The organism is Rhizobium sp. N621, from assembly GCF_001664325.1.
In the GTDB taxonomy this organism is placed as follows: Bacteria; Pseudomonadota; Alphaproteobacteria; order Rhizobiales; family Rhizobiaceae; genus Rhizobium; species Rhizobium esperanzae.
This window is the reverse complement of record NZ_CP013499.1, coordinates 207,481-231,863: the sequence shown is the minus strand read 5'-3', so window position 1 is coordinate 231,863 and position 24,383 is coordinate 207,481. Positions and strand designations below refer to the sequence as shown.

25 protein-coding genes and 3 pseudogenes are annotated in these 24,383 nt (G+C 61.8%); 17 read left to right on the top strand and 11 right to left on the bottom strand.

Features of this window, described 5'->3' with window-relative positions; translation table 11 throughout:
• The 5 genes from AMK00_RS28180 to AMK00_RS28160 are packed head-to-tail and all read left to right on the top strand — an operon-like array spanning position 1 to position 4,474.
• Positions 1-843, top strand: a complete 843-nt coding sequence (locus AMK00_RS28180) for a carbohydrate ABC transporter permease (protein ID WP_064806591.1) — start codon at positions 1-3, stop codon at positions 841-843.
• A complete protein-coding gene (locus AMK00_RS28175; protein WP_064812496.1) occupies positions 843-1,898 on the top strand; it encodes an ABC transporter ATP-binding protein in 1,056 nt (351 codons plus the stop codon). The genes AMK00_RS28180 and AMK00_RS28175 overlap by 1 nt, the downstream gene beginning before the upstream one ends.
• Entirely contained in the window at positions 1,898-2,668 is a 771-nt protein-coding gene (locus AMK00_RS28170; RefSeq protein ID WP_064812495.1) for a glycerophosphodiester phosphodiesterase, read from the top strand. The genes AMK00_RS28175 and AMK00_RS28170 overlap by 1 nt, the downstream gene beginning before the upstream one ends.
• Complete coding sequence (locus AMK00_RS28165; protein WP_064812494.1) at positions 2,661-3,665, top strand: LacI family DNA-binding transcriptional regulator; 1,005 nt, start codon at positions 2,661-2,663, stop codon at positions 3,663-3,665. Before AMK00_RS28170 ends, AMK00_RS28165 begins: the two co-directional genes overlap by 8 nt.
• Positions 3,665-4,474: an inositol monophosphatase family protein gene (locus AMK00_RS28160; RefSeq protein ID WP_064812493.1), complete on the top strand. Its 810-nt coding sequence runs from the start codon at positions 3,665-3,667 to the stop codon at positions 4,472-4,474. The genes AMK00_RS28165 and AMK00_RS28160 overlap by 1 nt, the downstream gene beginning before the upstream one ends.
• A 23-nt stretch (positions 4,475-4,497) precedes the next feature.
• On the opposite strand, the gene AMK00_RS28155 is transcribed toward AMK00_RS28160, so the two are convergent.
• Positions 4,498-5,367: a glycerophosphodiester phosphodiesterase gene (locus AMK00_RS28155; RefSeq protein ID WP_064812492.1), complete on the bottom strand. Its 870-nt coding sequence runs from the start codon at positions 5,365-5,367 to the stop codon at positions 4,498-4,500.
• 180 nt (positions 5,368-5,547) lie between these two features.
• Positions 5,548-6,591, bottom strand: a complete 1,044-nt coding sequence (locus tag AMK00_RS28150; RefSeq protein ID WP_064812491.1) for a substrate-binding domain-containing protein — start codon at positions 6,589-6,591, stop codon at positions 5,548-5,550.
• 135 nt (positions 6,592-6,726) lie between these two features.
• Between AMK00_RS28150 and AMK00_RS28145 the strand changes: the two genes are divergently transcribed.
• From AMK00_RS28145 to AMK00_RS28115, 7 genes are all read left to right on the top strand, one after another.
• Positions 6,727-7,761, top strand: coding sequence for a Gfo/Idh/MocA family protein (locus AMK00_RS28145; RefSeq protein ID WP_064812490.1), 1,035 nt, complete (start codon positions 6,727-6,729; stop codon positions 7,759-7,761).
• An 11-nt stretch (positions 7,762-7,772) separates the two neighbouring features.
• Entirely contained in the window at positions 7,773-8,672 is a 900-nt protein-coding gene (locus tag AMK00_RS28140) for a sugar phosphate isomerase/epimerase family protein (RefSeq protein WP_064812489.1), read from the top strand.
• Positions 8,673-8,776: 104 nt separating this feature from the next.
• Positions 8,777-10,039 (top strand): ABC transporter substrate-binding protein, encoded by a 1,263-nt coding sequence (locus tag AMK00_RS28135; RefSeq protein WP_064812488.1) that lies wholly within the window; start codon positions 8,777-8,779, stop codon positions 10,037-10,039.
• Between the two features lie 66 nt (positions 10,040-10,105).
• Positions 10,106-11,014, top strand: a complete 909-nt coding sequence (locus tag AMK00_RS28130) for a carbohydrate ABC transporter permease (protein WP_064812487.1) — start codon at positions 10,106-10,108, stop codon at positions 11,012-11,014.
• Positions 11,015-11,017: 3 nt separating this feature from the next.
• A complete protein-coding gene (locus AMK00_RS28125) occupies positions 11,018-11,905 on the top strand; it encodes a carbohydrate ABC transporter permease (protein WP_064812486.1) in 888 nt (295 codons plus the stop codon).
• A gap of 61 nt (positions 11,906-11,966) precedes the next feature.
• Positions 11,967-13,043 (top strand): ABC transporter ATP-binding protein, encoded by a 1,077-nt coding sequence (locus tag AMK00_RS28120; RefSeq protein ID WP_064806566.1) that lies wholly within the window; start codon positions 11,967-11,969, stop codon positions 13,041-13,043.
• Positions 13,044-13,149: 106 nt separating this feature from the next.
• Positions 13,150-13,983 carry an inositol monophosphatase family protein gene (locus AMK00_RS28115; protein ID WP_064812485.1) on the top strand — a complete coding sequence of 278 codons (834 nt, stop codon included), beginning with the start codon at positions 13,150-13,152 and terminating at the stop codon, positions 13,981-13,983.
• 5 nt (positions 13,984-13,988) lie between these two features.
• Here AMK00_RS28115 and AMK00_RS28110 read toward each other — a convergent pair whose 3' ends face one another.
• The 4 genes from AMK00_RS28110 to AMK00_RS28095 are packed head-to-tail and all read right to left on the bottom strand — an operon-like array spanning position 13,989 to position 17,962.
• Positions 13,989-15,068 (bottom strand): ABC transporter ATP-binding protein, encoded by a 1,080-nt coding sequence (locus AMK00_RS28110; protein WP_064812484.1) that lies wholly within the window; start codon positions 15,066-15,068, stop codon positions 13,989-13,991.
• 34 nt (positions 15,069-15,102) lie between these two features.
• Positions 15,103-15,930, bottom strand: coding sequence for an ABC transporter permease (locus AMK00_RS28105; RefSeq protein WP_064812483.1), 828 nt, complete (start codon positions 15,928-15,930; stop codon positions 15,103-15,105).
• Positions 15,927-16,817: an ABC transporter permease gene (locus AMK00_RS28100; RefSeq protein ID WP_064812482.1), complete on the bottom strand. Its 891-nt coding sequence runs from the start codon at positions 16,815-16,817 to the stop codon at positions 15,927-15,929. The genes AMK00_RS28105 and AMK00_RS28100 overlap by 4 nt, the downstream gene beginning before the upstream one ends.
• A complete protein-coding gene (locus tag AMK00_RS28095; protein ID WP_064812481.1) occupies positions 16,817-17,962 on the bottom strand; it encodes an extracellular solute-binding protein in 1,146 nt (381 codons plus the stop codon). The genes AMK00_RS28100 and AMK00_RS28095 overlap by 1 nt, the downstream gene beginning before the upstream one ends.
• A 188-nt stretch (positions 17,963-18,150) precedes the next feature.
• Between AMK00_RS28095 and msrA the strand changes: the two genes are divergently transcribed.
• On the top strand, positions 18,151-18,660 hold the full coding sequence (gene msrA / locus AMK00_RS28090; protein WP_064812480.1) for a peptide-methionine (S)-S-oxide reductase MsrA: 510 nt from the start codon (positions 18,151-18,153) through the stop codon (positions 18,658-18,660).
• A gap of 78 nt (positions 18,661-18,738) precedes the next feature.
• Entirely contained in the window at positions 18,739-19,518 is a 780-nt protein-coding gene (locus AMK00_RS28085; RefSeq protein WP_064812479.1) for a class I SAM-dependent methyltransferase, read from the top strand.
• Positions 19,519-19,538: 20 nt separating this feature from the next.
• On the opposite strand, the gene AMK00_RS28080 is transcribed toward AMK00_RS28085, so the two are convergent.
• The 3 genes and pseudogenes from AMK00_RS28080 to AMK00_RS31640 form a co-directional block, all read right to left on the bottom strand.
• Positions 19,539-20,828, bottom strand: coding sequence for an amidohydrolase family protein (locus tag AMK00_RS28080; RefSeq protein WP_064812478.1), 1,290 nt, complete (start codon positions 20,826-20,828; stop codon positions 19,539-19,541).
• Between the two features lie 26 nt (positions 20,829-20,854).
• Positions 20,855-20,991: pseudogene (locus tag AMK00_RS32315) on the bottom strand (ABC transporter permease); the annotation flags it as partial.
• A 5-nt stretch (positions 20,992-20,996) separates the two neighbouring features.
• A pseudogene (locus AMK00_RS31640) lies at positions 20,997-21,199 on the bottom strand (BMP family ABC transporter substrate-binding protein); the annotation flags it as partial.
• A 180-nt stretch (positions 21,200-21,379) separates the two neighbouring features.
• On the opposite strand from AMK00_RS31640, the pseudogene AMK00_RS33770 reads away from it, so the two are divergent.
• The 3 genes and pseudogenes from AMK00_RS33770 to AMK00_RS28065 form a co-directional block, all read left to right on the top strand.
• Positions 21,380-21,493: pseudogene (locus AMK00_RS33770) on the top strand (CDP-alcohol phosphatidyltransferase family protein); the annotation flags it as partial.
• Positions 21,494-21,542: 49 nt separating this feature from the next.
• Positions 21,543-22,163, top strand: coding sequence for a lysophospholipid acyltransferase family protein (locus tag AMK00_RS28070; protein ID WP_064812476.1), 621 nt, complete (start codon positions 21,543-21,545; stop codon positions 22,161-22,163).
• A complete protein-coding gene (locus AMK00_RS28065) occupies positions 22,160-23,089 on the top strand; it encodes a phosphatidate cytidylyltransferase (RefSeq protein WP_064812475.1) in 930 nt (309 codons plus the stop codon). Before AMK00_RS28070 ends, AMK00_RS28065 begins: the two co-directional genes overlap by 4 nt.
• Positions 23,090-23,107: 18 nt before the next feature.
• On the opposite strand, the gene AMK00_RS28060 is transcribed toward AMK00_RS28065, so the two are convergent.
• Positions 23,108-23,431, bottom strand: coding sequence for a chaperone modulator CbpM (locus tag AMK00_RS28060; protein WP_064806553.1), 324 nt, complete (start codon positions 23,429-23,431; stop codon positions 23,108-23,110).
• Positions 23,432-23,433: 2 nt separating this feature from the next.
• On the bottom strand, positions 23,434-24,348 hold the full coding sequence (locus tag AMK00_RS28055) for a DnaJ C-terminal domain-containing protein (RefSeq protein WP_064812474.1): 915 nt from the start codon (positions 24,346-24,348) through the stop codon (positions 23,434-23,436).
• Positions 24,349-24,383: the final 35 nt, after the last annotated feature.

The following is a 24,383-nucleotide window of genomic DNA, read 5'->3' as shown; positions in this document are numbered from 1 at the left end:
ATGGTCGAACGCGCGCAGCCCTCGGCAAATTATCGCAGCTGGCCTGTCCTGACGGCGCTGACCATCGTCAGCCTGCCGCTGCTCTTGATGTATGTCTATCTCTTCCTCGACACCGTCACGGTGAAGCCGCCGGACGCCTTGCTGCCCTCCGGCTTGACGCTCCACCATTGGCGTTTCCTGTGGCAGACAACGGCGGGCAAGGCGAACATCTGGCACGTGACCCTGAATACGCTGCTGTTTTCGGCCTGCACCACCAGTCTGGTGCTGATCGTCTCCTCAATGGCCGGTTATGTGCTGTCTCGGCTGAACGTGCCGGCACGCGGCTTCTTCCTTGCCGGCGTCATGGTGCTGCACGCCTTCCCGTCGGTAACGCTGATCATCGCCATCTTCATCGTGCTGCAGATGATCGGCCTCTATAATTCGCTGATCGGCGTCATCCTGGTGAAGGCGGCAATCGACCTGCCGCTCGGCATCTGGCTGATGAAGGGCTTCTACGATACCGTGCCCTGGGAAATCGAAATGGCCGGCGTCGTTGATGGCGCGTCGCGTTTCAGGGTCTGGCGCAGCCTGGTGCTGCCGCAGGTCAAGCCCGGCATCATGGCCCTCGGCTTGTTCTCCTTCCTGTCCGGCTGGGGCGAGTTCATCCTGCCGCAGGTGCTGGCGCCGGGCAATCAGGTGCAGGTGCTGTCGGTCTATCTCGCCGGCTTCCTTGCCGACGACAACAATTACGATTTCAACATGTTCAAGGCGGTCGGCCTCTTCTACCTCATTCCGGTGCTGATCGCTTACGCGCTCTTCAACAAATACCTCATGAACATCTACGGCGGCGGGAGCAAAGGCTGATGCGCATCCTCCTCGACAATTTCTCGAAGAGCTTCGGCTCCACCAAGGTCATCGAGAACATGCGGCTCGAGGTCGTCGGCGGCGAGATGCTGGCGCTCCTTGGCCCGTCCGGCTGCGGCAAGTCGACGACGCTTTTTGCAGTGTGCGGCATTCACAGGCCGACCGGCGGGCGCATCCTCTTCGGCGATCGGGACGTCACGGATCTCCCGAGCCAGGCCCGCAATGTCGGTGTCGTCTTCCAGTCCTATGCGCTCTACCCGCACATGACGGTTGCCGAGAACATTGGATTTCCTCTGAAGGTCAAGCGCGCGCCTGCCGCCGAGATCCGCAAAGAGGTCGATCGCATCGCAGGCCTGGTCCACATCGGCAATCTGATGGGCCGCCGGCCGGCCGAGCTTTCCGGCGGCCAGCAGCAGCGCGTGGCGTTAGCGCGAGCGCTGATCCGCAAGCCGGACGTGCTGCTGCTCGACGAACCGCTCGCCAATCTCGACGCCAAGCTGCGCCTCGAAATGCGCTCGGAAATCCGCCGCCTGCAGCGCGAGACCGGCATCACCGCCATCCTCGTTACCCATGACCAGGTGGAGGCAATGAGCATGTGCGACCGCATCGCTATCATGAAGGAAGGCGAGATCGTCCAGATCGCCACGCCGGCCGAGATGTACAACGATCCAAAGACCGCTTTCGTCGCCGGCTTCCTCGGCAATCCGCCGATCACCTTCCTGCGCGGCGTCATGAACGAGGGCGCCTTCGCAATCCCGGAAAGTGAGATCCGGGTCCCGTTGCCGAACGCCATCGGCGCCGCCGAGGGCACCAAGCTGATGCTCGGCGTGCGGCCGGAGCATTTCACCCCGGCGGGCGACGTCACCGTCTCCGGCAAGATCACCTTCGCCGAAACGCAGGGGCGAGAAAACCTTTACGACGTGCGGATTGCCGGCGGGCCGCTGTTGCGCTCGATCCAGCCGGCGCGCAACGATATTCACGTCGGCGACGATGTCGCCTGGGGGATCGACAGCCGCGGCGTGTTCGTCTTCGACGAGAACGGAACGAGGCTCTGATGACCCGCGATTTTTCAGCCTTCTTCGAACGTTATGGCGGGCCGACGGCCAAGGGCCGGCTTCCCTTCTGCATCGGCCATCGCGGCGCCAGCGGCCACGAACGCGAAAACACCCTCGCCGCTTTCCGCCGCGCGGCCGAACTTGGCGCGGAGATGTGGGAGCTCGACACGCAGTTGACCGGTGACGGCGTGGTGGTCGTCTCCCATGACGACCATCTGGAGCGGGTCTACGGCATCGACCGGCGCATCTCGGAAATGACGGCGGCTGAGCTTGCCGACCTTGACGGCGTCGACGTGCCGAGCTTTTCGCAGGTCGCCGCTCTCGCCCGAGAGACCGGAACCGGTCTCTATGTCGAACTCAAGGCGCCGGGAACCGGCATCCGCTGCTGGCGGCACCTTGTCGAAATGAACCAGCGCTTTGCCTGCCTTGGCTCCTTCGATACCGCGCAGGTGCGCGAACTCAGGGACGCGGCCTGCGATTTTCCGCTCTCGGTGCTGATCCGCGTCGGCGACGAACCGCATGCGCTCGGTGATGAGGCCGGCGCCGATATTCTCCATCTCTGCTGGGAGAGGGCAGGGGAGCGCCCGCAGGATCTGGTGACCGAGGCGCTGATGGCTCGCGCCTTCGAGGCCGGCCGCGAGATCGTGCTCTGGCACGAGGAGCGGCGGACCATTCTCGATGACCTGATGACACTCCCGGTTCTCGGCATCTGCACCGATTTGCCCGATCTGATGCGGCCGCCTCCGATCAAGGAGAAAGCACTTGGCTGACAAGGACAAGGGGCCGCGCAAGGCAACCTCCTTCGACGTGGCGCGGGTGGCAGGCGTCTCGCGCGCTGCTGTGTCGCGCGCCTTCACCCCGGATGCCAGCGTCTCACCGAAAACGCGCGAGAAGGTCTATCAGGCGGCCAAGGAACTCGGCTATCGGGTGAACTATCTTGCCCGAAGCCTCACCAACAAACGCTCCGATCTCGTCGGTCTCGTCGCCGCCGGTTTCGACAACCCGTTCCGCACGCTGCAGATCGAGCATCTCTCTCGGGCGCTGCTCGCCCGTAACTTCCGCCCGATCCTGTTGCCGACCTCGCAGGAGGCGGATACCTCGACAGTCATCGGCCAATTGCTGCATTACGCCGTGTCCGGCGTCATCGTCACATCGGACGCGCCGCCGACCGAAATCTGCGAACAATGCGCAGCCGAAGGCGTACCGATCGTACTGATCAACAAGGGCAACGACATTCCCTTGGTCGACCGTATCATCTCCGACGACCGCATGGCCGGGCATCTGGCAGCCATCCGCCTGATCGACAGCGGCGTGCGAAAGCCCGCCGTGATGGCTGCCCCGGCCAGATCTTATACCGCGCGCCGTCGCAGCGAGGCCTTCATCGCCCACTGCAAGCAGCTTGGCATCGAGGCGCAGTTCCTGCAGGTCAGAATCAACGACTACCGGAGCGGCTATGACGCGGCGACCGACCTGGCCGCATCCGGCATCGACGGGCTGTTCTGCGCTAATGACTACATGGCCTGCGGCGTCATCGACCGCATCATGCAGGGCAGGGGCCGCGATGAGGCGCCGCCGCTCCCTATTATCGGCCATGACGACATTCCCCAGGCCGCTTGGACCGCCTACGACCTGACGACCATCCGCCAACCCTGCGACCTCCAGGCAGAACAGACCGTCGACCTGTTGATCAGCCGGATGGCCGAACCGGAGCTGACGGCGCGTGTCGAGTTCACACCGGTGACATTGATAAAAAGAAGGACTGCCTGATGAATGCCGCATTCGACCCCGCTGCCGTCCGCGCACGGGCGGAGGCCGCGATTACCGTTGCGCTCGAGGTCGGACGGGAGACGGCCAGGTTTCGGCGCGAGTCGGATCCCGGCACTCTTGCCGTTCAAAACAAAGGATTGCAGGACTTCGTCACCATCGCCGACAGGAGGGCCGAGCAGGCGATCCGCCACGGGCTCATCTCGCGCTTTCCGGACGATACCTTCATGGGCGAGGAGAGCGGCGGGCAATCGGAAGGGGCCGGCACCTGGGTCGTCGATCCGATCGACGGCACGACCAACTACATCAGGGGCTTCCGCCACTGGGGCGTTTCGATCGCCTTTGTCGTCGGCGACAAGGTCGAGATCGGAGTCGTCTACGACGCTGCCGAGGACAAAGTCTTTCACGCGGTGCGCGGCGGCGGCGCCTTCAAGGATGGACTGCCGATCCATGCGGCGACGACTGTCGATCCGGCCAATGCGCTCATCATTCTCGGCCATTCGCGCAAAACGAGCTTCGATGAGTATCTCGCGCTGTCCAAGCGACTCCATGAGCGCGGCATGGATTATCGGCGCTTGGGCGCAGCCGCCATCGACCTTGTCCGCGTTGCCGAGGGTGCTGCTGATCTCTGTTACGAACGCCACCTCAATGCCTGGGATATGCTCGCCGGTGCGCTGATCGCCGAAGAGGCCGGCGCGATGGTCGCGATGCCGCCGGTCGGCAGGCTGCTTGCGCAAGGCGGGCCCGTCATCGCCTACGCGTCGGGGCTTGCCGGCGAATTTGCCTTCATCCTCGATATCGAGGGACTTTAGAGCGCCGTGCGTCCTTTCGCCGATCAAGCCGCTACGCGGCGCGCCCAGGCGCGTTCGGTCGCCGGTGCCTCGTCCGTGGTGATCTGATCCGGTTTCAGCGCCATCAATGTCGAGAAGCTCCGCCATTCCGCATCGTTGAAACCGGCCACCGGGTCCTTCAGCGTGAAGGTCCACGCGTCGACGCGTTTGCCTTCGTCCCGGCAAAGCCCGATGAGGTCGAGGCCATCCTTGGCGGCATCAAGGATCAGGTGCCAGTGGAGATAGATCGTGTCGGGTTCGGTCGGACCGCGCAGGTCGGCGCGCAGTTCCATTTCCGCCGCGCTCCAGCCGCTGGACTCCCGGATATCGTAAAGTTTCTCGGTCGGATCGATGCCGCGCAGCAGATGCGGAAGCTTTTCCTTGACTGCCACGATGAGGTCGAGACTGCCGCCGCTGATGATCACCGAGGCGGCGATATCGCGGAAATGCCGGGCAAGATGCTCGATGCCGCGGGCGCCGACAGCGTCGTAATCGTCCTTCATGTCGAATTGCAACAATGCGGCCGGATGCGTTGCCTGCATCATATCGGCGAGATCCTCGCTGAGGATCAGCGGCCGGGCGCCGTCCTTCATCCTGACATCGCGGAGGTCGGCAACGTTCTTCGCAGCGATTGGTCCACGGCCCGTCGTTTCACCTTCGAGCTCGCTGTCGTGCAGCACGACGAAGCCGCCGTCGGCGCGCACGCGCAGATCGAGTTCCATCGAGGCGCCTGCTGCAAAACCCTCCGCCATCACCTCGGCGGAAAACAGGGGATCGGCGAACCGCTTGCGCAGCCGGTGCCATTTCAGACGGGTGCGATGCCCCTCATGCGAAATCTCCAGGCCCTGCGAATCCGCCAATCTCGTCATCTGCATCTACCTCCGCGATGTCACTCTCCTGCCTTGCCAGGCAGCGATTATCAAGGGCCGAATATGACCTTACGACGAGATGCCGGCCTCCCCCTTTACTACCGTTCGATCAACGAGAGGGGAACGGCTGCCGCGAGCGCGGCGGCGGCCGATCGTGGCGCTCGGCGACCGTCGCCGCCGCAGCGCTCAGGCCTGGGCCTCGACCTCAAAGGCATCGCTTTGCCCCGGTGCCAGTTCTAGCGGCCAGACGATGTTGCGGCCGCCGTCCGGATAGAACGCGCGATAGGCCGGCATGTTGGCGAGAAGCGTCTGACCGAGGGCAATGCCGAGATCGTAGAGCGACATGCGGAAGCAGCTGAGCGAGGGCTGCAGGAAGCGTGCGCGCGGGGCATCGCGGAAGCCGATGACTGCAAGGTCGCGGCCAATCCGGATGCCCGCTTCCATCAGCCGGCGGTAAAGGCCGATCGCCATCAGCTCGTAGATCAGGATGACCGCGGTCGGCCGATGTCCAAGCTGCAGCAATTCATGTGCTGCCTGATAGCCGCCCTGTTCGCTCGACTTGACACGGATGACGAGCGACGGGTCGAAGGGAATGCCGTGCCGTTCGAGCGTGCGGCGATAGCTCTCGACAAAGACGTAACCGAGGTTGACTTCGCTCGAAGGCGCGGTGATCGCGATCCGGCGATGGCCGCGCGCGACCAGCCGTTCGACAGCGCGTTCGGCGACGCCTTCGAAATCGAGATCGACCCAGGGGAAATTGCCTGCCGAAAGGCTGCGGCCGACGGCGGCGAAGGGGATCTTTGCGCGCGAGAGAAGATCGACGCGCCGGTCCACGCGCTGCGTATTGGAGATGATCATCGCATCGACGACACGCCGCGCCACCATGCGCTTCAGATATTCGCACGGGTCTTCGTCGACCGGGCAGGGAAGCATCAAGAGGTCGAGCTTGTGGCGGGCAAAGACATGCTGAAGGCCGCTGGTGACGCCGAGGAAAAAGTTGTCGGCATTTTCGACCGCTTCCTGGCTCGATTCGATCATCAGGCCGATGACCTTCGTCTCACCTTGCCGAAGACTTCGACCCGATTGATTGGCGACATAGCCGAACTCCTCGGCAGCCGCCAGCACGCGTCGGCGGGTTTCCTCGTTCACATCGGGCTTGCCGTTCAGCGCACGGGAGACCGTGCCGATCGAGATATCCAGATGCTCGGCAAGCTGGCGAATCCCTTTCATGGCTGGCGATTTTCCTTCGGTTCGCACTTTCGTATTTCGCCTCTATTGACATCCCAAAACGTTTCCGCCTACATTCGTAAACGTTTACGGGATGCGTGTCACGAGGAGAGTTGGCGCCATCCCCCGGAGGAAATCGTGAAATTCAGTGCCATTCTGTGCGGGTGCGGAGCTATGTCCAAAGGTTGGTTGCGCGCCATCGCGTCCAACCCCGATCTCGCCGAGTCTATCGCCATCGTCGGCCTCGTCGATCTGAACCGGGAGACGGCCGAAAAGCTCGCCGCCGAGTTCGGTCTGGAAGGCGCCGTCATCGGCTCTGCCCTGTCCGAAGTCATCGATGCCACGAAGGCCGATCTCGTTTTCGACATCGTCATTCCAGCTGCCCGATACGATGTCGTTTCGACCGCGCTCAAGGCCGGATGCCACGTGCTCAGCGAAAAGCCGATGGCGGCCTCGCTGGCCGAAGGCGCTGCGCTGATCGACCTTGCCGCAGAGACCGGCCGCATCCATGCCGTCATCCAGAACCGTCGCTTCATATCGGGGGTCAGGCGCCTGCGCCGTTTCGTCGACAGCGGTGCGATCGGCGAGCTCACCGGCATTCACTGCGACTTCTTCCTCGCCCCGCATTTCGGCGGCTTCCGCGAAGAGATGGACAATGTCCTGCTTCTCGACATGGCGATCCATACCTTCGATGCCGCCCGCTACGTTGCGGATAAAAAGCCGGTCGCCGTCTATTGCGTCGAGCGCAACCCGAAGGGGTCCTGGTACCGGCACGGCGCCTCGGCCAATGCCATTTTCGAATTTTCCGACGATATCGTCTTCACCTATCGCGGCTCCTGGTGCGCCGAAGGCGAGCGCACCAGCTGGGAAAGCCAGTGGCGTCTCGTCGGCTCGAAGGGAATGCTGACCTGGGATGGTGAGGAGAGCTTCAAGGCCGCCGTCGCCGGACAAGAGCCAGGCCTTCTGCGCGGCTTTGCTTCCGTAAACGTTCTCGGTCCAGAGCATGACGCGGAAACCCACGGCCATGCCAGCGTCATCGCCGATTTCATCGCGGCGATCCGCACCGGCAAACAGCCCGAAACTGTCAATTCGGATAATATCAGAAGCCTCGCCATGGTCTTCGGCGCGATCGAAAGCGCCAAGACCGGCCGTCGCATCGAAATTTCAGCATAGGATGACGTGACGTGAGCAACCCTGCAAAATCCATTCGCATCGGCACCATGGTCAGCGGCAACAAGGGCGATGCCGCCGCGCGTATCGGTCAGATCGCCGACCTCGGCTTCGAAAGCTTCGAACCTTTCTTCTGGCAAACGACCAAGGGGCAGAACCTCGCCGAGCTCGGCAAGCGCTGCCTCGACGCGATCGGCGACCGCGATATCACCATTTCGACGCTCGGCATGTTCGGCAACCCGCTCGAAGAGACTGACATCGATCTCGAAACGCTGCAGGGCTGGAAGGATTGCATCGACAATGCGCATCATTTCGGCGCCACCTGCGTTGCCGGCTTCACCGGCCGCGTCCGCGGCAAGCCGCTGACCGACAGCCTGCCGCGCTATAAGCAGATCTGGAGCGAGCTGGCCAGGCGCGCTGCCGACAAGGGCATCAAGATTGCCTTCGAGAATTGCGCCATGGATGGCAACTGGGCGAGCGGCGACTGGAACATCGCTCACAATCCCGACGCCTGGGAACTGATCTTCAACGAGACGCCAGACGATCATATCGGGCTCGAATGGGAACCCTGCCATCAGATGGTCTATCTGATCGATCCCATGCCGCAGATCCGCAAATGGGCACATAAGTTCTTCCACGTCCACGGCAAGGACGCGACGATCCGCTGGGAGGTCATCAAGGAACACGGCATCTTCGGCAAGGAGAAGTTCGTCTTCATGCGCACGCCGGGTTTCGGCGACAGCAGCTGGACCGACATCATTTCCGAGCTGCGCCTTGCCGGCTGGTCGGGCTCGATCGACATCGAAGGCTGGCACGACCCGGTCTATCGCGACGAACTTGAGATGACTGGCCAGGTTCACGGGCTCAACTATCTAAAGAAATGCCGGGGCGGAGATTTCATTGTTGATCCCTGATCAACCGCCTAAGTGGCGCGCCGTTGGGCTGGGAGGCCGGGGCGGGACGCCATGACTGACTAACTGGTCTTTTCGCGGCGCAGCCGCTTTTTTGGGAGGAAAGCATGAAAAGGATTGCAACACTTGCGCTAGCACTCGGCACGGCGATGCTGATGACATCGATCGGCCATGCCGAGCAGAAGACCTTCAAGATATGGTGGTTCGAGGAGCCGACCACGGCTCAGGGCATTGTCTGGAAGAAGGCGCTCGAGGAGTTCAAGGCGAAACATCCGGACATCGACGTCAGCTTTGAGCAGAAGACCTTTCAGCAGTTGCAGGCCTCAGGCGGCATGATCCTCAATTCCGATCAGGCCCCCGACGTGCTCGAGTACAATAAGGGCAATGCGACCGCTGGCTTGGTTGCAAGCCAGGGATTGCTGACCAATCTGGATGCCTATGTGAAGAAGGAAGGCTGGGACAAGATCCTTAACGAAGGCGATTTTGTCCTAAGCCGTTATGACGAAAAGGGCATCTATGGCTCCGGCCCTGTTTGGGGCGTCTCGGTCTTCGGCGAATATGTTTCGTGCTTCTACAATATCGACATGTTCGAAAAGGCAGGCCTCAAGCCGCCGACGACGCTCGAAGAGTGGGTGTCTGACATGGAAGCTTTCAAGCAGAAGGGTCTCACACCTCTCGCGCTCGGCGCCATCGACACCAGTGGCCAGCACTTGCTTGCCTCTCTCGCCTACACCAAGGCCGATGACGCCTGGATCCAGAATTATCAAGGTTTGAAGGCGCCTCTCGACGGAGCGCCCTACCGTTATGCGGCGCAGACCTTGGTCGACTGGGTCAGCAAGGGCTACATCAGCAAGGACTCCACGGGCATGAAGGACCCGGATGCAGCTCTGCTCTTTACCTCCGGCAAGGCACCGATGTACGTCTCGGGCACGTGGAATCTCGGCACCTTTGCCTCGACCATCAAGGACTTCAAGTGGGGTCAGTTCGTAATACCGACCCCGAAATATTCGGTCGGCTCGACAGGCAATCTCTGGGTGGTTCCCAAGGGCAGCAAGAATCCCGATCTCGCCGCCGAGTGGATCAGCTTGACCTTGTCGCCGAAGTACCAAGCCGAACTCGGCAATGCGGGCGGCGTGCCGATCGCCGCTGACCTTTCCGCCATCACCAACCCCATCGGCAAGAACGCCGCAGCAGTTTTCCAGCAGATCTCTGACAAAAGCGGTCTCGGTTTCTACCCTGACTGGCCGGTCCCCGGCTACTACGACGTGCTTAATCAGAAAGACACCGGTCTCTTCCAGGGCAGTCTGACTGCTGAACAGTTCGTCGAAGAGATCAAGCAGGTTTACGACGACGCGCAGGAAAATCAGTAGCGCGACTTTGAACGCTGGGTTGCGCCTCTGGCGCAGCCCATTTTGGGAGCCGGAAGGAAGAATGATATGGCCATATCCAGCCAGCGATCGAGCGACGGTTCACGAAGCTATAGCCTCTACCTCATCCCGGGAACGATCGGCTTCATTCTCATCGTGCTCATACCGCAGCTTGCTAATCTCGCGCTGAGCTTCACGGCATGGAAAGGCGTTGGCACGCCGCGACCGGTGGGCCTGCAGAACTATCATCGCCTGCTTACGGACGATCAATTCTGGGGATCGATGTATCACACGCTGCTGTTCATCGTCTCGATGACCGTGATACCGGTGTGCATCGGCCTGGTGCTGGCCGCTCTGCTGTTCGACTACGTCAGGGACCAATTCGGGGAATGGGTCTCGAGCTTCTTCAGGGCCGGTTTTTACTTACCGCAGATTCTGCCCGTAACGGTCGCGGGCGTGCTCTGGGGTTGGATTCTCAATCCCGTCGGCGTCATCAACATCACGCTAAAGTCCATCGGCCTTGATAATCTCGCCCAGAACTGGATCGGCGATGCGACATACGCGCTTGCTGCCGTCTCGCTCGTCATTGTCTGGATACAGGTCGGCTATTGTCTGGTGGTTTTCATGGCCGGTCTTTCGCGCATCGACCCTTCTCTCTACGAGGCTGCCGAGCTTGATGGGGCAAACTGGTGGAGCCGGCTGGTGACGATCACCATTCCGCTTCTGGCGCCGGAGATTTTCGTCGTCGTGCTGACCACGCTGATCGCAGCGCTTAAGGTCTTTGCGCCAATCTTTGTCATCACCGCCGGCGGCCCCGACAATTCCACTCTCGTGCCATCCTATCTGACTTACTACCACTTCTTCACAACACAACGCGTCGGCTATGCAGCAGCCATCGCGGTCGTTCAAACCACTCTGACGATCGCTTTGGCCGTGATTTTTCTACGCTTTCAGAGCCAGCAGGAATCGAAGGAGTAGATCATGGCTTACTCAGCTCTCAGCGATGACACGACCAAGGCAAAGACGACGGCGGCAACCGATCGCGCGCGACGCGATTCCATGCGGTGGGTGGTGCTGGCCATCCTTATTCTACTCCTCGCCCTTACGCTCTTTCCCTTTTTCCTTGCTCTGCTCAACGCCGTCAAGGCGAGCGCCGAATATGCAGTCGGCGGACCGCTTTCGATTCCTCGGTCGATCGATCTCACGGCGATCGAGAAATTCTGGATGGTGTCTGATTTCAGCCGGAAGCTGCTCAACAGCGTGGTGATCAGTCTCGCTGTGTCGGTGCTGGGGGTACTGATAAGCCTGTTCAACGCCTATGCGATTGGGGTCGGCAAGGTGCCGGGTTCGCGCGTGATTTTGGTGGTCTTTCTTCTCGGCATTATGGTTCCGCAGGAGTCCATCATTTACCCGCTTTACTACATGGCGAAAGCGAGCGGCCTCTACGATACGCAGCTTTCCGTGATCATCATTTTCGCGGTCCTGCAAAGTGCTTTCGGGACTTACCTGCTCTCGACCGTGCTGAGTACCTTTCCCAAGGAAATCCTCGAAGCGGCGGAGATGGATGGCTCGACCCACTGGAAAACGCTGTGGTTCGTAGTCGTCCCGATGCTGAGGCCGACGCTCATGGTCCTGGGAACCTTCTTTTTCATCTGGACTTGGAACGAATTCCTGATCCCGCTCGTCATGCTGGTGTCCAACAACAACCAGACGGTCTCGGTCGCCATGGGCCTCACCCGCGGTCAGAACATGTCGGACCCGGTGCTGCAGGCCTCGGCGGCTTTCCTGGGTATAATACCGACCGTAATCTTCTTCTTGATCTTCCAGCGCACGCTAACGCGCGGCATTGCCGCTGGAGCAGTCAAATGACGACGTTTTTCACCCTTGACCATCCCATCGGTCCCGGTTGGGGACCAGCAAGGTTTTCAGTATGAGCCAGGACATCCAAATCGAGCTCTTGGGCGTCGAGAAGCACTACGGCGCCTTTCACGCGCTTAAGAACGTCAACCTTTCAATTCCCAAGGGCACGTTCGTGGCGCTGGTCGGTCCGTCGGGATGTGGCAAGTCCACGTTGCTCCGTTCGCTTGCCGGGCTGGAAAAAATTACCGGCGGCACGCTGAAGATTGCCGGCGAGGTGATGAACGACGTGCCGCCGCGGGCACGCGATATCGCCATGGTTTTTCAGAGTTACGCCCTCTATCCACATATGACGGTGGAACAGAACCTGACCTATTCACTGAAAATGCACGGCGTCCCCAAGGCCGAAGCAAAAAAGAAAGCCGAGGAAGTCGCTGTTATCACCGGCCTTTCCCGCCTGCTCGACCGTTATCCGCGCCAGCTTTCCGGGGGCCAACGGCAGCGAGTCGCCATGGGCCGCGCCATTATCCGCAACCCCCAGGCCTTCCTGTTCGACGAGCCGCTTTCCAACCTTGACGCCGCGTTGCGTGTCTCGATGCGCAAGGAAATCCGCGCCCTGCATGACCGGCTGAACGCCACCTTCGTCTATGTCACGCATGACCAGGTCGAAGCGATGACCATGGCCGACCATGTGGTTGTCATGCGCGACGGCATCATCGAACAGCAGGGCGCGCCGCTTGATCTCTACGACCGGCCGGCGAACCGGTTCGTCGCCGGCTTCATCGGCTCGCCGGCAATGAACTTCATTCCCGCCATCGCCGCGGAGGACGGAAAAAGCCTGATCCTGGATTTTGGCGCGGTGAAGCAGAAGCTTGCGCTGGCACGCGCCGTCGAACCGGGGCGCCAAATCGTCGCCGGCATCCGGCCGGAGCATATCGAGGTCGTCGCGCCCGGGCAGGGCAGCTTCGACGTGCCGATCGCCTTCGTCGAATCGACGGGCTCCTCGACCTTCATCGTCGCGGCGACGCAGCCGGAACTGACGATCGTCGAAACGCGGCGCGACAAAGTCAGACCAGGAGAGATGATCGGACTTTCGGTCGACCCGGCCCAGGTCCATCTCTTTGACGCATCGACCGAGCGCCTGTTATAAGCCGCGTCAGGCGCGGGCAGCTTCATAAAACCATTATCGGTCTCTGCGAAGCGAGTGGCTCCGCACGATTCACTTCGTTCATATCTGCAGCATCCGGATTTTCTTCATGGCATCCTCCCCGATATCAGCGCGTCTTTCCCCGAACGCGTCGCCCCGCCTGGTCATTCTTGCCGAAACGGTGCTGAAGGCGGGCGAGACGGCCCGGGCTTCCCTGCGGCGGCGGACATCTGGGGAAATGATTGCCAAGGCGCCACGTGACTACCAGACGGAGATCGACGTCGCCGTCGAGCGCATCATCGTGGAGGAGCTGACGAAGGCCTTTCCCGATTATGCCATCCAGGGCGAGGAGGCTGTCGGCAACCGCACTGCCGGGCCGGAGACACCAATCATCTACATCGACCCGATCGACGGCACGACCAATTACGCCTGGGGCCTCCCGCATTTCGGCATGACGATCTCGATCGCCGAAGGCGGCAGGCAGGCGGCCGGCGTCGTCTATGACGCCATGCAGGACGAGCTCTTCAGCGCCGAGATCGGCGGTGGCGCTTATCTCAACGGCGAGCGCATCCGCTGCGCCGCTGTCGCCGACATCGAAAACGTGCTGATCGGTGCCGGGCTGCCCATTCCAGGCCAGGTGAAGGCGGTTGCGGAAGAGACCTATTTCGATGCCATCAAACGCCTGATGGCCAACACGGCGGGCGTGCGCCGCATGGGCTCGGCGGCGCTGTCGATCGCCTATGTCGCCTGCGGCCGGCTGGACGGCTTCTTCGAGGACGGGCTGTCGATCCATGATTTCGGCGCTTCGGCGCTGATGGTCGAAGAGGCCGGCGGCATCGTCACGCGTTTTTCCGGCGCTGAAGTCGACGGGCGCGGCGATATCCTCGCGGCCAGCAAGGCGCTGCATCCCTGGCTCAAGGAAGGCTTCTCAGATCAAGTGTGACGGCGTCAGACCGACAGCAGTCGATCGGCCTCCACATCGCTCTTAGACGGCATCGACTGATGCACGAGGGCATTGTCGCGGAAGGCGAAGAAGCTCACGAAGCTGGGCTCGACCTTCATTCCGGCCTGGAACCGGTCGTCCGGCGCCACCATCGCTTTCAGGCGGGTGCCATCGGCGAGATCGACATCGACCATCTTGTGGGTGCCGAAGTCGACGGCGCGGTGGACAGTCGCCGCATTCGCCCGATCGGAGGGATGGATCGCCAGTGCTTCCGGGCGGCTGGCAAGCGTCACCGGCCCGTCCTCGACGGCAACGGCAAGCGGGAAGAGCGGATGCTCGCAGACGCCGTTTCTGATGCGGCTCTCGACGAAATTCATCGAGCCGATGAAGCCGGCGACGAAGGCTGTCTGCGGCTGCCGATAGATGGTGCTCGGCGGCGCGATCTGTTCGGTTCGTCCGTCACGCATGACGACGATGCGATCGGCAAGCGCCAAGGCCTCGTCCTGGCCGTGAGTGACGAAGAGCGTTGTGATGCCGAGGCGCTGCTGAATATCGCGTACTTCTTCCCGCAATCTTTCGCGCAGGTGCTGGTCGAGACTGGCAAAGGGCTCGTCGAGCAACAGGATCTTCGGTTCGAGCACCAGCGAACGGGCGAGCGCGACGCGCTGCTGCTGTCCGCCCGATAGCTGCGTCGTCATCCGCCGTCCATAATCGGCAAGCCCGACCAGCGCCAAAGCGTTTTCGACCCGCTCACGGATTTCCGCTTTCGGCAGGCGGCGCAGCTTCAGGCTGAAGGCGATGTTGTTGAAGACATCCATATGCGTCCAGAGCGCATGGCTCTGGAACACCATGCCGGTCGGACGCCGCTCGGGCGGCAAGTTCGTCACATCCTTGGCATCGATGCGGATCGTTCCGCCGCTCGGTCGCTCGAAGCCGCCGATCATCCGCAACAGAGTCGATTTGCCGGAACCCGACGGGCCGAGCAGGCAGACGAGCTCGCCGTCGCCGACTTCGAGCGAAAAGTCACGCACGGCAAAGGTGGTTCCGAACAGCTTCGAAACACCCTCGATTGCCAGATGTGCCATTCTCAAGTCCTTCCCTGAATTGGTGCGTGACGCTTCACGCGCCAAAACCTCTCGCAAAGGCACCGGTGCCGACGACGCGCCGCGCAAACATCAGCGCGATGAAGGACGGCACCCACAGCATGACGGAGAGCACGGCGCCGTATTGCACGACGATCTGATTGTTGATGAAGCTGATCATCAACACCGGCATGGTGCGGATTTCAGGCGCGCCGATCAGCCAGGCGCCTTCGGTTTCGTAAAAGGTGCCGACGAAGGTCAGAAGCAGCGCGGCGGATATGGTCGGCGCGGCCTGCGGCAGGGTGATCGACCAGAAGACGCGCAGCGGCGCAGCACCGGCATCGCGCGCCGCCTCTTCCATGCGTCGGTCGACATTCTGAAAGGCCGCGACCGGAATCCAAATCATCAACATCAGCGTGCCGACCAGCTGGATCAGCACGACGCCCCAGAAGGTGCTGATCAGGCCGAGCTGCAGGAAGATGCCGGCAATGGCGACGAGCAGGCCGAATTTGGGAAAGGCATGTGACGCCAGGAACGAGAGGAACAGGATGTTCCTGCCGGGAAAGCGCATGCGCGCAAAGGCATAAGCCGCGGGAAGGCAGATGACAGCAGACAGAAAGGTGACCGTCGCCGTCAGCCGCAGGCTGAGGAGGAGAGCCTCCCAGACATCGGAACGCGCCAGCGTCTGGCCCCAAAAGCGCAGGCCGAATTGTTGCGGGATCACCGAGGGATAGCGCCACACTTCGGTGAAGGCCCATGTTCCCACGACGAGAAGCGGCAGCGCGATGAACAGCGTTAGCAGGCTTGCGAAGAGCATGCCGATCCAGTCGAAGCGGAGGCTGAAGCCCGCTCTGCCCGCGCTCATGGCTTGGCCTCGCGGTTGCGAGCGATCGATCTGATATAAAAGATGCCGAAGACCAGGCAAAAACCGAAGGTGATGACGGCTTGGGTCATGGCATCAAGCGGATCGTTCATATCGGCGAAGGTGCGCTGCATGAACGGCCCCATCATTTCAGGCGATGCAGGGCCGAGCACGTAGGGAAGGGTGAAGGCGGAGAAGATGCCGAGCACGGCGAAGGAGGCGGTCACCAGCAACGAATTGCCCATGCGCGGCAGGATGATCGAGATGAAGACCCGCAGCGGCCTTGCGCCGACATCGCGGGCAGCCTCGATGGCGCTGTTCGAAACGGAGGAGAGCCCGGCCTTCAGCATCAGCACCGTCAGCGGAAGATTGTCCCAGACCAGACCGATGACCGGTCCCCATGGCGTCAGATAGGGCGTGCGCAGTTTTGGTAGGCCGACGGAATTCAGCAGCAGGTCGACGGTGCCGTTCGGCCCGATGGTCCTGATCAGCGCATAGGCGAGGATGATCGACGGCACGAACATCGGGAAGATCGCCAGGCCCTGCACGTAAGCCGCAAGGCGTCCCTGCGAGAAGCGGAGGTAAAGTGCGATCGGAAGCCCGATCGCCAGAAGCAGGACGCCGCAGACGGCGGTGGTCCAGAGCGTCACCCCGAGATTGGCGAGGCTGTAGCCATCGGTGAAGAAGAAGCGGTAGGAGGCGAACGAAAAGCCCGTCGCCCCGTCAGGCCCTCGGACGAAGATCGTGCCGACGACCGCCGAAAGAATAGGAAAGATGATCAACCATGCAAGCAGGAACACCGGCAGGGCGACGAGGAGGAGCCCGATTGCGCTCCCCCTGTTGATGGAACTGTGACGACGCCAAGCCGCCGGGGCAGTATCGGCGAACATCAGGTGCGGCTGATGTTGGGGGCGACGTTGCGATACCAGCCGTCATTGATCGCCTTTTCCCAATCGCCGCCTGGGAAGGTCGGGATCGTCGAGGGGATGACGTCGGCATATTTCTTGCGCAGATCATCGGAAATGTGGTCCCAGGAAACGGCCGGGAAGCCGCCGATCTGAGTGATGATCGCTTCCTGCATTTCCTTGGTGAGCATGAAGGCGGCAAGCTTCAGGGCCGCATCCTTGTTGGCGCCGTTCGAGAACACGGTGATGCTGGAGAAGCCGCCGCAAAGAGCGAGATCGCCGAGCTGCACGAGACCGGTCGTATCCGGCAGCACGCCCTGCGCGATCGCCTGCAGCACCTGGTCCGACCAGACCGGCACCATGGTGACGACGCCTTGGGCGAGCAGTTGAATCGACTGCGTATTGCCGGCGGTGTAGGCGCCCTTGTCGTAGAGCGAGGGAGCGAGGTCGTTGAGGATCTTCCAGGCCGGCGTCAGGGCCTCACCGGCAAAATCGGCGGTGAAATTGTCGATCTTGAATTTCTTAGGATCGCGGCCGTTGACCTCATGGATGGCCCGGCGGACGAAGTTGCCGCCCGAACCACCCTTGTCGGGACGGTTGTAGATGAACTGGCCCGGATTGGCCTTAATCCATGTGGTGAGCTGCTCCCAGCTCTTCGGCGCATTCTTCGGATCGAGCTTGGTGGTGTCATAGGCGAGTAGGACCTGCGAGCCGCGATAGGGAAGGGAATAGGGAGTGTCGAGGGCGAGCGGGTTGAGGCGGCCGTAGCCTTCGATGTTCTCGGCTGAGAATTTGACCCAGAGGCCGGCGTCGATACCGCCGGACGGCAGACGCGGATCGAACTGTTCGAACAGGTCCGCCTGCGGATCGGTCTTCGTCTTCAGCGCTGCAAGCGCACGGTCGGCGATGGCGCGCAGGCCGTTATTGTCGCCGGCATCGGTCACCTTCAGGACGACGCCGGGATGGGCCTTTTCGAAGGCCGGACGGATGATGTTGTTCCAGAGGTCGACGATATTGGCATCCGAACCGCTGTAGAGGTCGATCGTGCCGGCCGCGGCCGCTGCGAAACGCGGAAGAGCCAGAAGACCGGCCGCGGCCGACGATGCGATCAGAAATTCACGCCTGTTCATAACCCGTCTCCATCAGTGTCGAGGCTCAGCCTCCGCAGGATTGTCCACGACTTTGCTAGCGCCGGCGCGTAACATCGGCATGACAGGGCGGCCCTGTTCGAAGGGAAATTGCACAGCTGTGCTGATTTCCGCCGTATGGAAATCGGCGGTGGGAGACACTATCTCTCGTGAAAACAAGGAGACATCCAATGACCGAAGAACGTGCAGTGCTCGCCGGCGGCTGCTTCTGGGGCATGCAGGACCTCATCCGCCGCTATAAGGGCGTGATTTCGACCCGCGTCGGCTATACCGGCGGCGATGTGCCGAATGCCACTTACCGCAACCACGGGACCCATGCCGAGGCGATCGAGATCGTCTTCGACCCCGCACGGATCAGCTACCGCGAAATCCTCGAATTCTTCTTCCAGATCCACGATCCGACCACGCGCAACCGCCAGGGCAACGACGTCGGAACGAGCTATCGCTCGGCGATCTTCTACGCCAGCCCGGAGCAGGAGCGCGTCGCCAGGGATACGATCGCCGATGTCGACGCATCCGGCCTGTGGCCCGGCAAGGTCGTCACCGAAGTCGTGCCGGCCAGCGATTTCTGGGAGGCCGAACCCGAACACCAGGATTATCTGGAACGCGTCCCGAATGGCTATACCTGCCACTTCGTCCGGCCCGGCTGGAAGCTGCCGGCTCGCCAGAAGATCGCCTGATACCGCTCATGGATGCCGGAAGCGACTCCGGCATTCTCACCGATGAGGGACGCCATCGGGCGAAGCGGAGTCAGTGTCATGGCGTGGGATCGTGCCGACTTTTACGACGCAGAATTGGCGCGGCATAATCGGCACCTTCGGGACGCTGCCGATGTCGGTGTGGCTGACCGAGTGCTCGATATCGGCTGCGGCGCGGGGCAGACGACGCGCGAGGCCGCCCGCGCCGCACTGCAAGGAGAAGTGGTCGGGGTGGATACTTCCGCAGAAATGCTGGAAGTCGCAAGGCGACGGAGCGCTGCGGAGGGTTTGCGAAATGTGGTGTTCGAGCAGGCAGACGCGCAATTCCACGCCTTTCCGGCTGCCAGTTTCGACCTCTGCATCAGCCGGTTTGGCGTAATGTTTTTTGCCGATTCGGCCGCAGCCTTTGCCAATATCAGTCGGGCGATGCGCCCGGCGGCGCGCCTTGTGTGGATGGTGTGGCAGAGCCGGGAGCGTAACGAGTGGTCTGGCGCGATCCGGCAAGCTCTGGCGCCGGGAACTGCGGTTTCGGCAGGTGGTCCCAATCCGTTTTCGCTTGGCGCTCCTCCGATTGCGAAGGACCTTTTGAGCGCCGCAGGTTTTAATTCCATCGACTTCGCCGACGTGCGAGAGCCGGTCTTCTATGGACCAGACGTCGATGCGGCGTCTGACGCGCTCGCCGGTCTTTATCTCGTGAAGAACGCACTCGCACATACCGATGAACCGCCCGGCAAACCGCTGCAGCGTCTGCGCGATTTGCTCGAGGCGCATATGACGCCGGAGGGCGTGTTTTTCGACTCCCGCGCTTGGATCATCACAGCTCGCCGCGCGGCGGGATAGTACGCAGGCGTCGGCGCGTCTCAATAGCGTGGTGAGTAATCGAGGCCGCCGTCGATCCGGGCCGGGCGCCCATCCAGGAAAAGCTCGCCGATGCGCGGCGCCGAGCGGGCGACGACCTTGCCGCGGCGGATCACCGCCAGCCGGTTCGGCTTCAGCCTCAGCGCTTCCAGCGTATCTCTCGCCTGAAGGATGACGAGGTCGGCGTTGCATCCCTTCTCCAGGCCGTAACCTGAAAGGCCCATCGTCTTCGCCGAATTGACGGTCAATGCGTCGAAGATTTTCTTCTTGTCGTCGATGCCGGCCATCTGCGCGACATGGATCGCCATGTGGCCAACCTCCAGCATGTCGCCGGATCCCATCGAATACCACGGGTCCATGACGCAATCGTGCCCGAAGGAGACGTTGAGCCCGGCATCCATCAGCTCACGCACGCGGGTCATGCCGCGGCGTTTCGGATAGGTATCGTGCCGGCCCTGCAGCATGATGTTGATCAGCGGATTGGGGATGACGTTGATCTCGGCTTCCGCCATTAGCGGAATGAGCTTCGAGATATAATAATTGTCCATCGAATGCATCGAGGTCAGATGCGAGCCTGCGACACGTCCCTGCAGGCCGAAGCGGATGGTTTCGGCTGCCAGCGTTTCGATATGGCGCGACAGCGGATCGTCGGTCTCGTCGCAGTGCATGTCGACCGGCAGACCGCGATCGGCGGCGATGCGGCAGAGCGCCTCGACCGAGGCTGTCCCTTCGCCCATCGTCCGTTCGAAGTGCGGAATGCCGCCGACGATGTCGACTCCCATGTCGAGAGCCCGGTTGAGCGCATCGATCGCGCCCGGGGAACGGTAATAACCGTCCTGCGGGAAGGCGACCAGTTGCAGATCGATATAGGGCGCCACCCTTTCGCGGACCTCGATCATCGCCTCGACCGCCACCAGCCTGGGATCGCTGGTATCGACATGGCTGCGGATGAAGAGCAGGCCTTGCGTCACCGCCAGATCGCAATAGCGCAGCGCACGGTCCACCAGCTCTTCCCTCGTCACGATCGGGCGCAGCTCGCCCCACAGCGCGATGCCTTCGAGCAGGGTGCCGGAGACGTTCATGCGCGGCAGGCCGAGCGACAGGGTGGCGTCCATATGAAAATGCGGATCGACGAAAGGCGGGCTGACCAGCCTGCCGGTAGCATCGATTTCTTCGCCCGCCTGCGCCTGGAGATTGCGCTCGACGGCGATGATCCTGCCGCCTCCGATGCCGATGTCGATGCTGGTGTGGCCATCGGGGAGATTTGCGTTTCTGACGATCAGATCGAACATCGGAGCCTCGTTGGATGTGGACGGTCTCAGCGCTCGCCACGGCGATAGGGCTGCATCAGCGCCTGCGGAACGCGGGTGCGGCGGGCCAAAGAATATAGGGCGTCATCAGGAAGAGCCGATTGGGCACGAGCCCGCTCAGCACGGTTTGCAGCCGAAGCGTGAATAAGGCACGCCTTCGGAGAAGACATATTCGATGACGCCGTCCTTGGCGGTGTCCTGGAGGGCTTTGTGCAGACAGGAGTTCCAGGACGCATGGAGGCCGGCAACTTTCAGGGGCGCAGCCGCCCTTGCGAGCGGGACGAGCCGCTGACGCCAAGCGCAATGCCCGACACGACCACTACCCAGCGTGAAATCAGCATGTCTTTGATCATTGATTGCTCCCCTTTTTTACCATCTGGTTTAAAAATCATAGTAGCGCCCAAAAAGGTGTCAAGCATCGAACCAGCTTAAAAATCAGGCTGATGGCCGCCGCGATTGGTCTGACGGAACGAGGGCTTGGCGCGACGAGATTGGCAGGATATGCATTGGAGCATTGGGTCGGGGAAATGAAAATGGGTGAAGAAGAGGACGCCTCGCGGCGACCGATCGCGAGCCGGTCGTCGTCTTGGGCGATCGGCTTGAGCGCATGGCTGGCGCGCAGCGGTGTGACGCCGAACAGCATTTCGTCACCTGCATTACACGCATGACGAGACTTGCCCGCTCACTGGAGAGACTATGATCGCGCTCATCCGTCGTCTTCTCGTGCTGTTCGTCCGTATCATGGTCGGCGCCCGAAGCGAATGGCGGGGCTGCACCCCCGATCCGACCCGCCGCATTTATTTCGCCAATCACAACAGCCATGTCGATACCGTCGCCGTCATGGCCGCCCTGCCGTATCAGGTGCGCCGGCTAACCCATCCGGTCGCGGCGCGCGATTATTGGGGAACCAACGCCTTTCTCCGTTTCATCGCGGAAAAAGGCCTGCGTGCTGTCCTGATAGACCGAAAGCCTCTGCCCGACAGCAACCCGCTGGCTCCGGTCGAGCGCCTGCTCGAGGAGGGGCGCTCGGTCCTGATCTTTCCGGAAGGAACGAGAAGCTCCAACGACGAGATCGCCCCGTTCCGCAGCGGCATCTATCGCCTTGCTTGCCGTTTCCCTGATGTCGACCTCGTGCCGATTCATCTCGACAACCTTCAGCGCATCCTGCCGAAAGGAAGCATACTGATCGTCCCGATCACCTGCACGGCGCGGTTCGGCAAGCCGCTGCGCGTCGAACCGGGCGAGGAAAAGGGTGCGTTCCTGGCCCGCGCCCGCGCCGCGGTCATCGAGCTCGCCGACGGAGGCCCCGCCGCATGACCAGCTTTTTCTCCATCGTGCTGGCCGCGATCCTCGGCCTGCTCGCCGTCGCGTCGGCCATCGGCTTCATCCTTCAACGGCGCGCAACCGAGCCCGGCTCCGTCGCCACCGTCCACAACCTCAATGCCCGTATCCGCTCCTGGTGGATCATGGTCGGGGTCTTCGGCGGCGCGATCCTGCTCGGCGATACGGCGACGATCATTCTGTTCGCATTTCTATCCTTCATGGCGCTTCGCGAGTTCTGGACACTGACACCCTCACGGCGCGGCGATCACCAGGCGCTCTTCCTGTCCTTCTTCGTGGTCCTGCCGCTTCACTACGTGTTACTCGGAACGGCGTGGTATGGGCTCTTTTCGATCTTCATCCCCGTCTATGCCTTCCTGATCCTGCCGGCGGTGGCCACCCTGACGGGAGACGTCAACGAATTTCTGGCGCGCAGCGCCAGAGTGCAATGGGGCCTGATGCTGACGGTCTATTCGATCAGCCATGCCCCCGCGCTCCTCATGCTGCAGACCGGCACGCCCTCCGCGCTTCTTCTCGTCTATCTGGTTATCGTCGTGCAGCTCAGTGACGTCTTCCAATATGTCTGGGGCAAGCTCCTGGGAAAGCACCGCTTCTCGCCGAACATCAGCCCCTCGAAGACGCTGGAAGGCCTCTTTGGCGGCGGCGCATCGGCTATCCTTCTGGGAACGCTGCTCTATCGCCTGACGCCGTTCTCGCCGCTGCAGGCGGCGGCCGTGAGCACGGTCATCGTCGTCGCGGGCTTCTTCGGCGGTTTCGTGCTCTCCGCGATCAAACGCGACCTCAACGCCAAGGATTGGGGATATGTGATCGAGGGTCATGGCGGCGTGCTCGACCGCCTGGATTCCATCACATTCTCAGCGCCGCTGTTCTTCCACATTGTGCGCTATTGGTTCACGACATAGGCGCGACGCGCAGTCGTGTTAAGACCGATCGAGATCCTCCAGGCTCTCGAACAGCCGGCGCTGAACATCGCGCTCCTGCCTGCCGATGGCGGTCATCAACTTATCCATCGTTCCGCGCAGGCCGTGCACCTCGTCCACCAGTTCCATGACGATATCGACGCCGGCTTCATTGACGCCCATACTACCCATCAGGTCCAGAATGAGCCTCGCGCGGGCGACGTCGGCGTCACGAAACTGTCGCTGGCCGCTCGACGTCTCCGGGATCAGCCAGCCCTGTTCGATCCAGAAATCGAGCTGGACGACATCGATTTTCAAGTAAAGACGGAATTCGAGATCATTCATGATCAGGCCTCCATGTTCTTTCTCGGATCGTATGGATGTGCGGCCGCCCATTCCTCCACCAGAGACGTCAGCCGCTCGTCGGGGCGATCGGGCAATACGATCTTCAGCGAGACGTAGACGTCACCGTGTCCACCGCCGCGTTTCGGAGCACCCTTGCCTTTGAGACGCAGCACTTTGCCGGTGTTGGAATGCGGCGGCAGCGTCAGACTGACCGGTCCGGACGGCGTCGGTGCACGAACCTTGCCGCCGAGCACGGCTTCGCTGAGCGAAATCGGCAGCTCCAGGCGGATGTCGTCGCCGTCGCGCGTGAAGAAGCGATGCGGCCGCACGCGGATTTCGATCAGCGCATCGCCCGCTGGCCCGCCCCCGATGCCCGGCTCACCCTTGCCGCGCAGCCGCAAGGTCTGGCCGTCGCGGGTTCCCGGCGGGATCTGCACCTCGAGCGCGGGGCCATTGGGAAACTTGACCTCGGTTTTGGCGCCGTTGACGGCCTCGAGGAAATCGACCTCCATGGAGAACCGCCGATCCTGACCCTGGCTGCGCGACCGGCCACCGCCGGTGCGGCGTGAAAAGAAGCTCGCAAAGATGTCATCGGCATCGCCGAAATCGGCGAAGCCGGCGCTGTTGTGATAGGGATCGTTGGGACCGCTTGCCGAGGCATAATCGCGATAATAGTTGCGCTGGGCCCGCTCGGTGCCCGACATATCGATCTCGCCGCGGTCGAAGCGGCCGCGCTTTTCCTCATCGCTCAAAATCTCGTAGGCTGTCGAAATTTCCTTGAACCTTTCCTCGGCGTGTTTGTCGCCGGGGTTGAGGTCGGGGTGAAGTTTCTTGGCGAGCTTGCGGAAGGCGCTCTGAATATCCTTCTGCGTCGCATCCCGCTTCACGCCCAGAAGCTCATAGGGATCCTGGCTCATGCATATCTCCGGTCGGGCAGTGAATACTGCTGGTT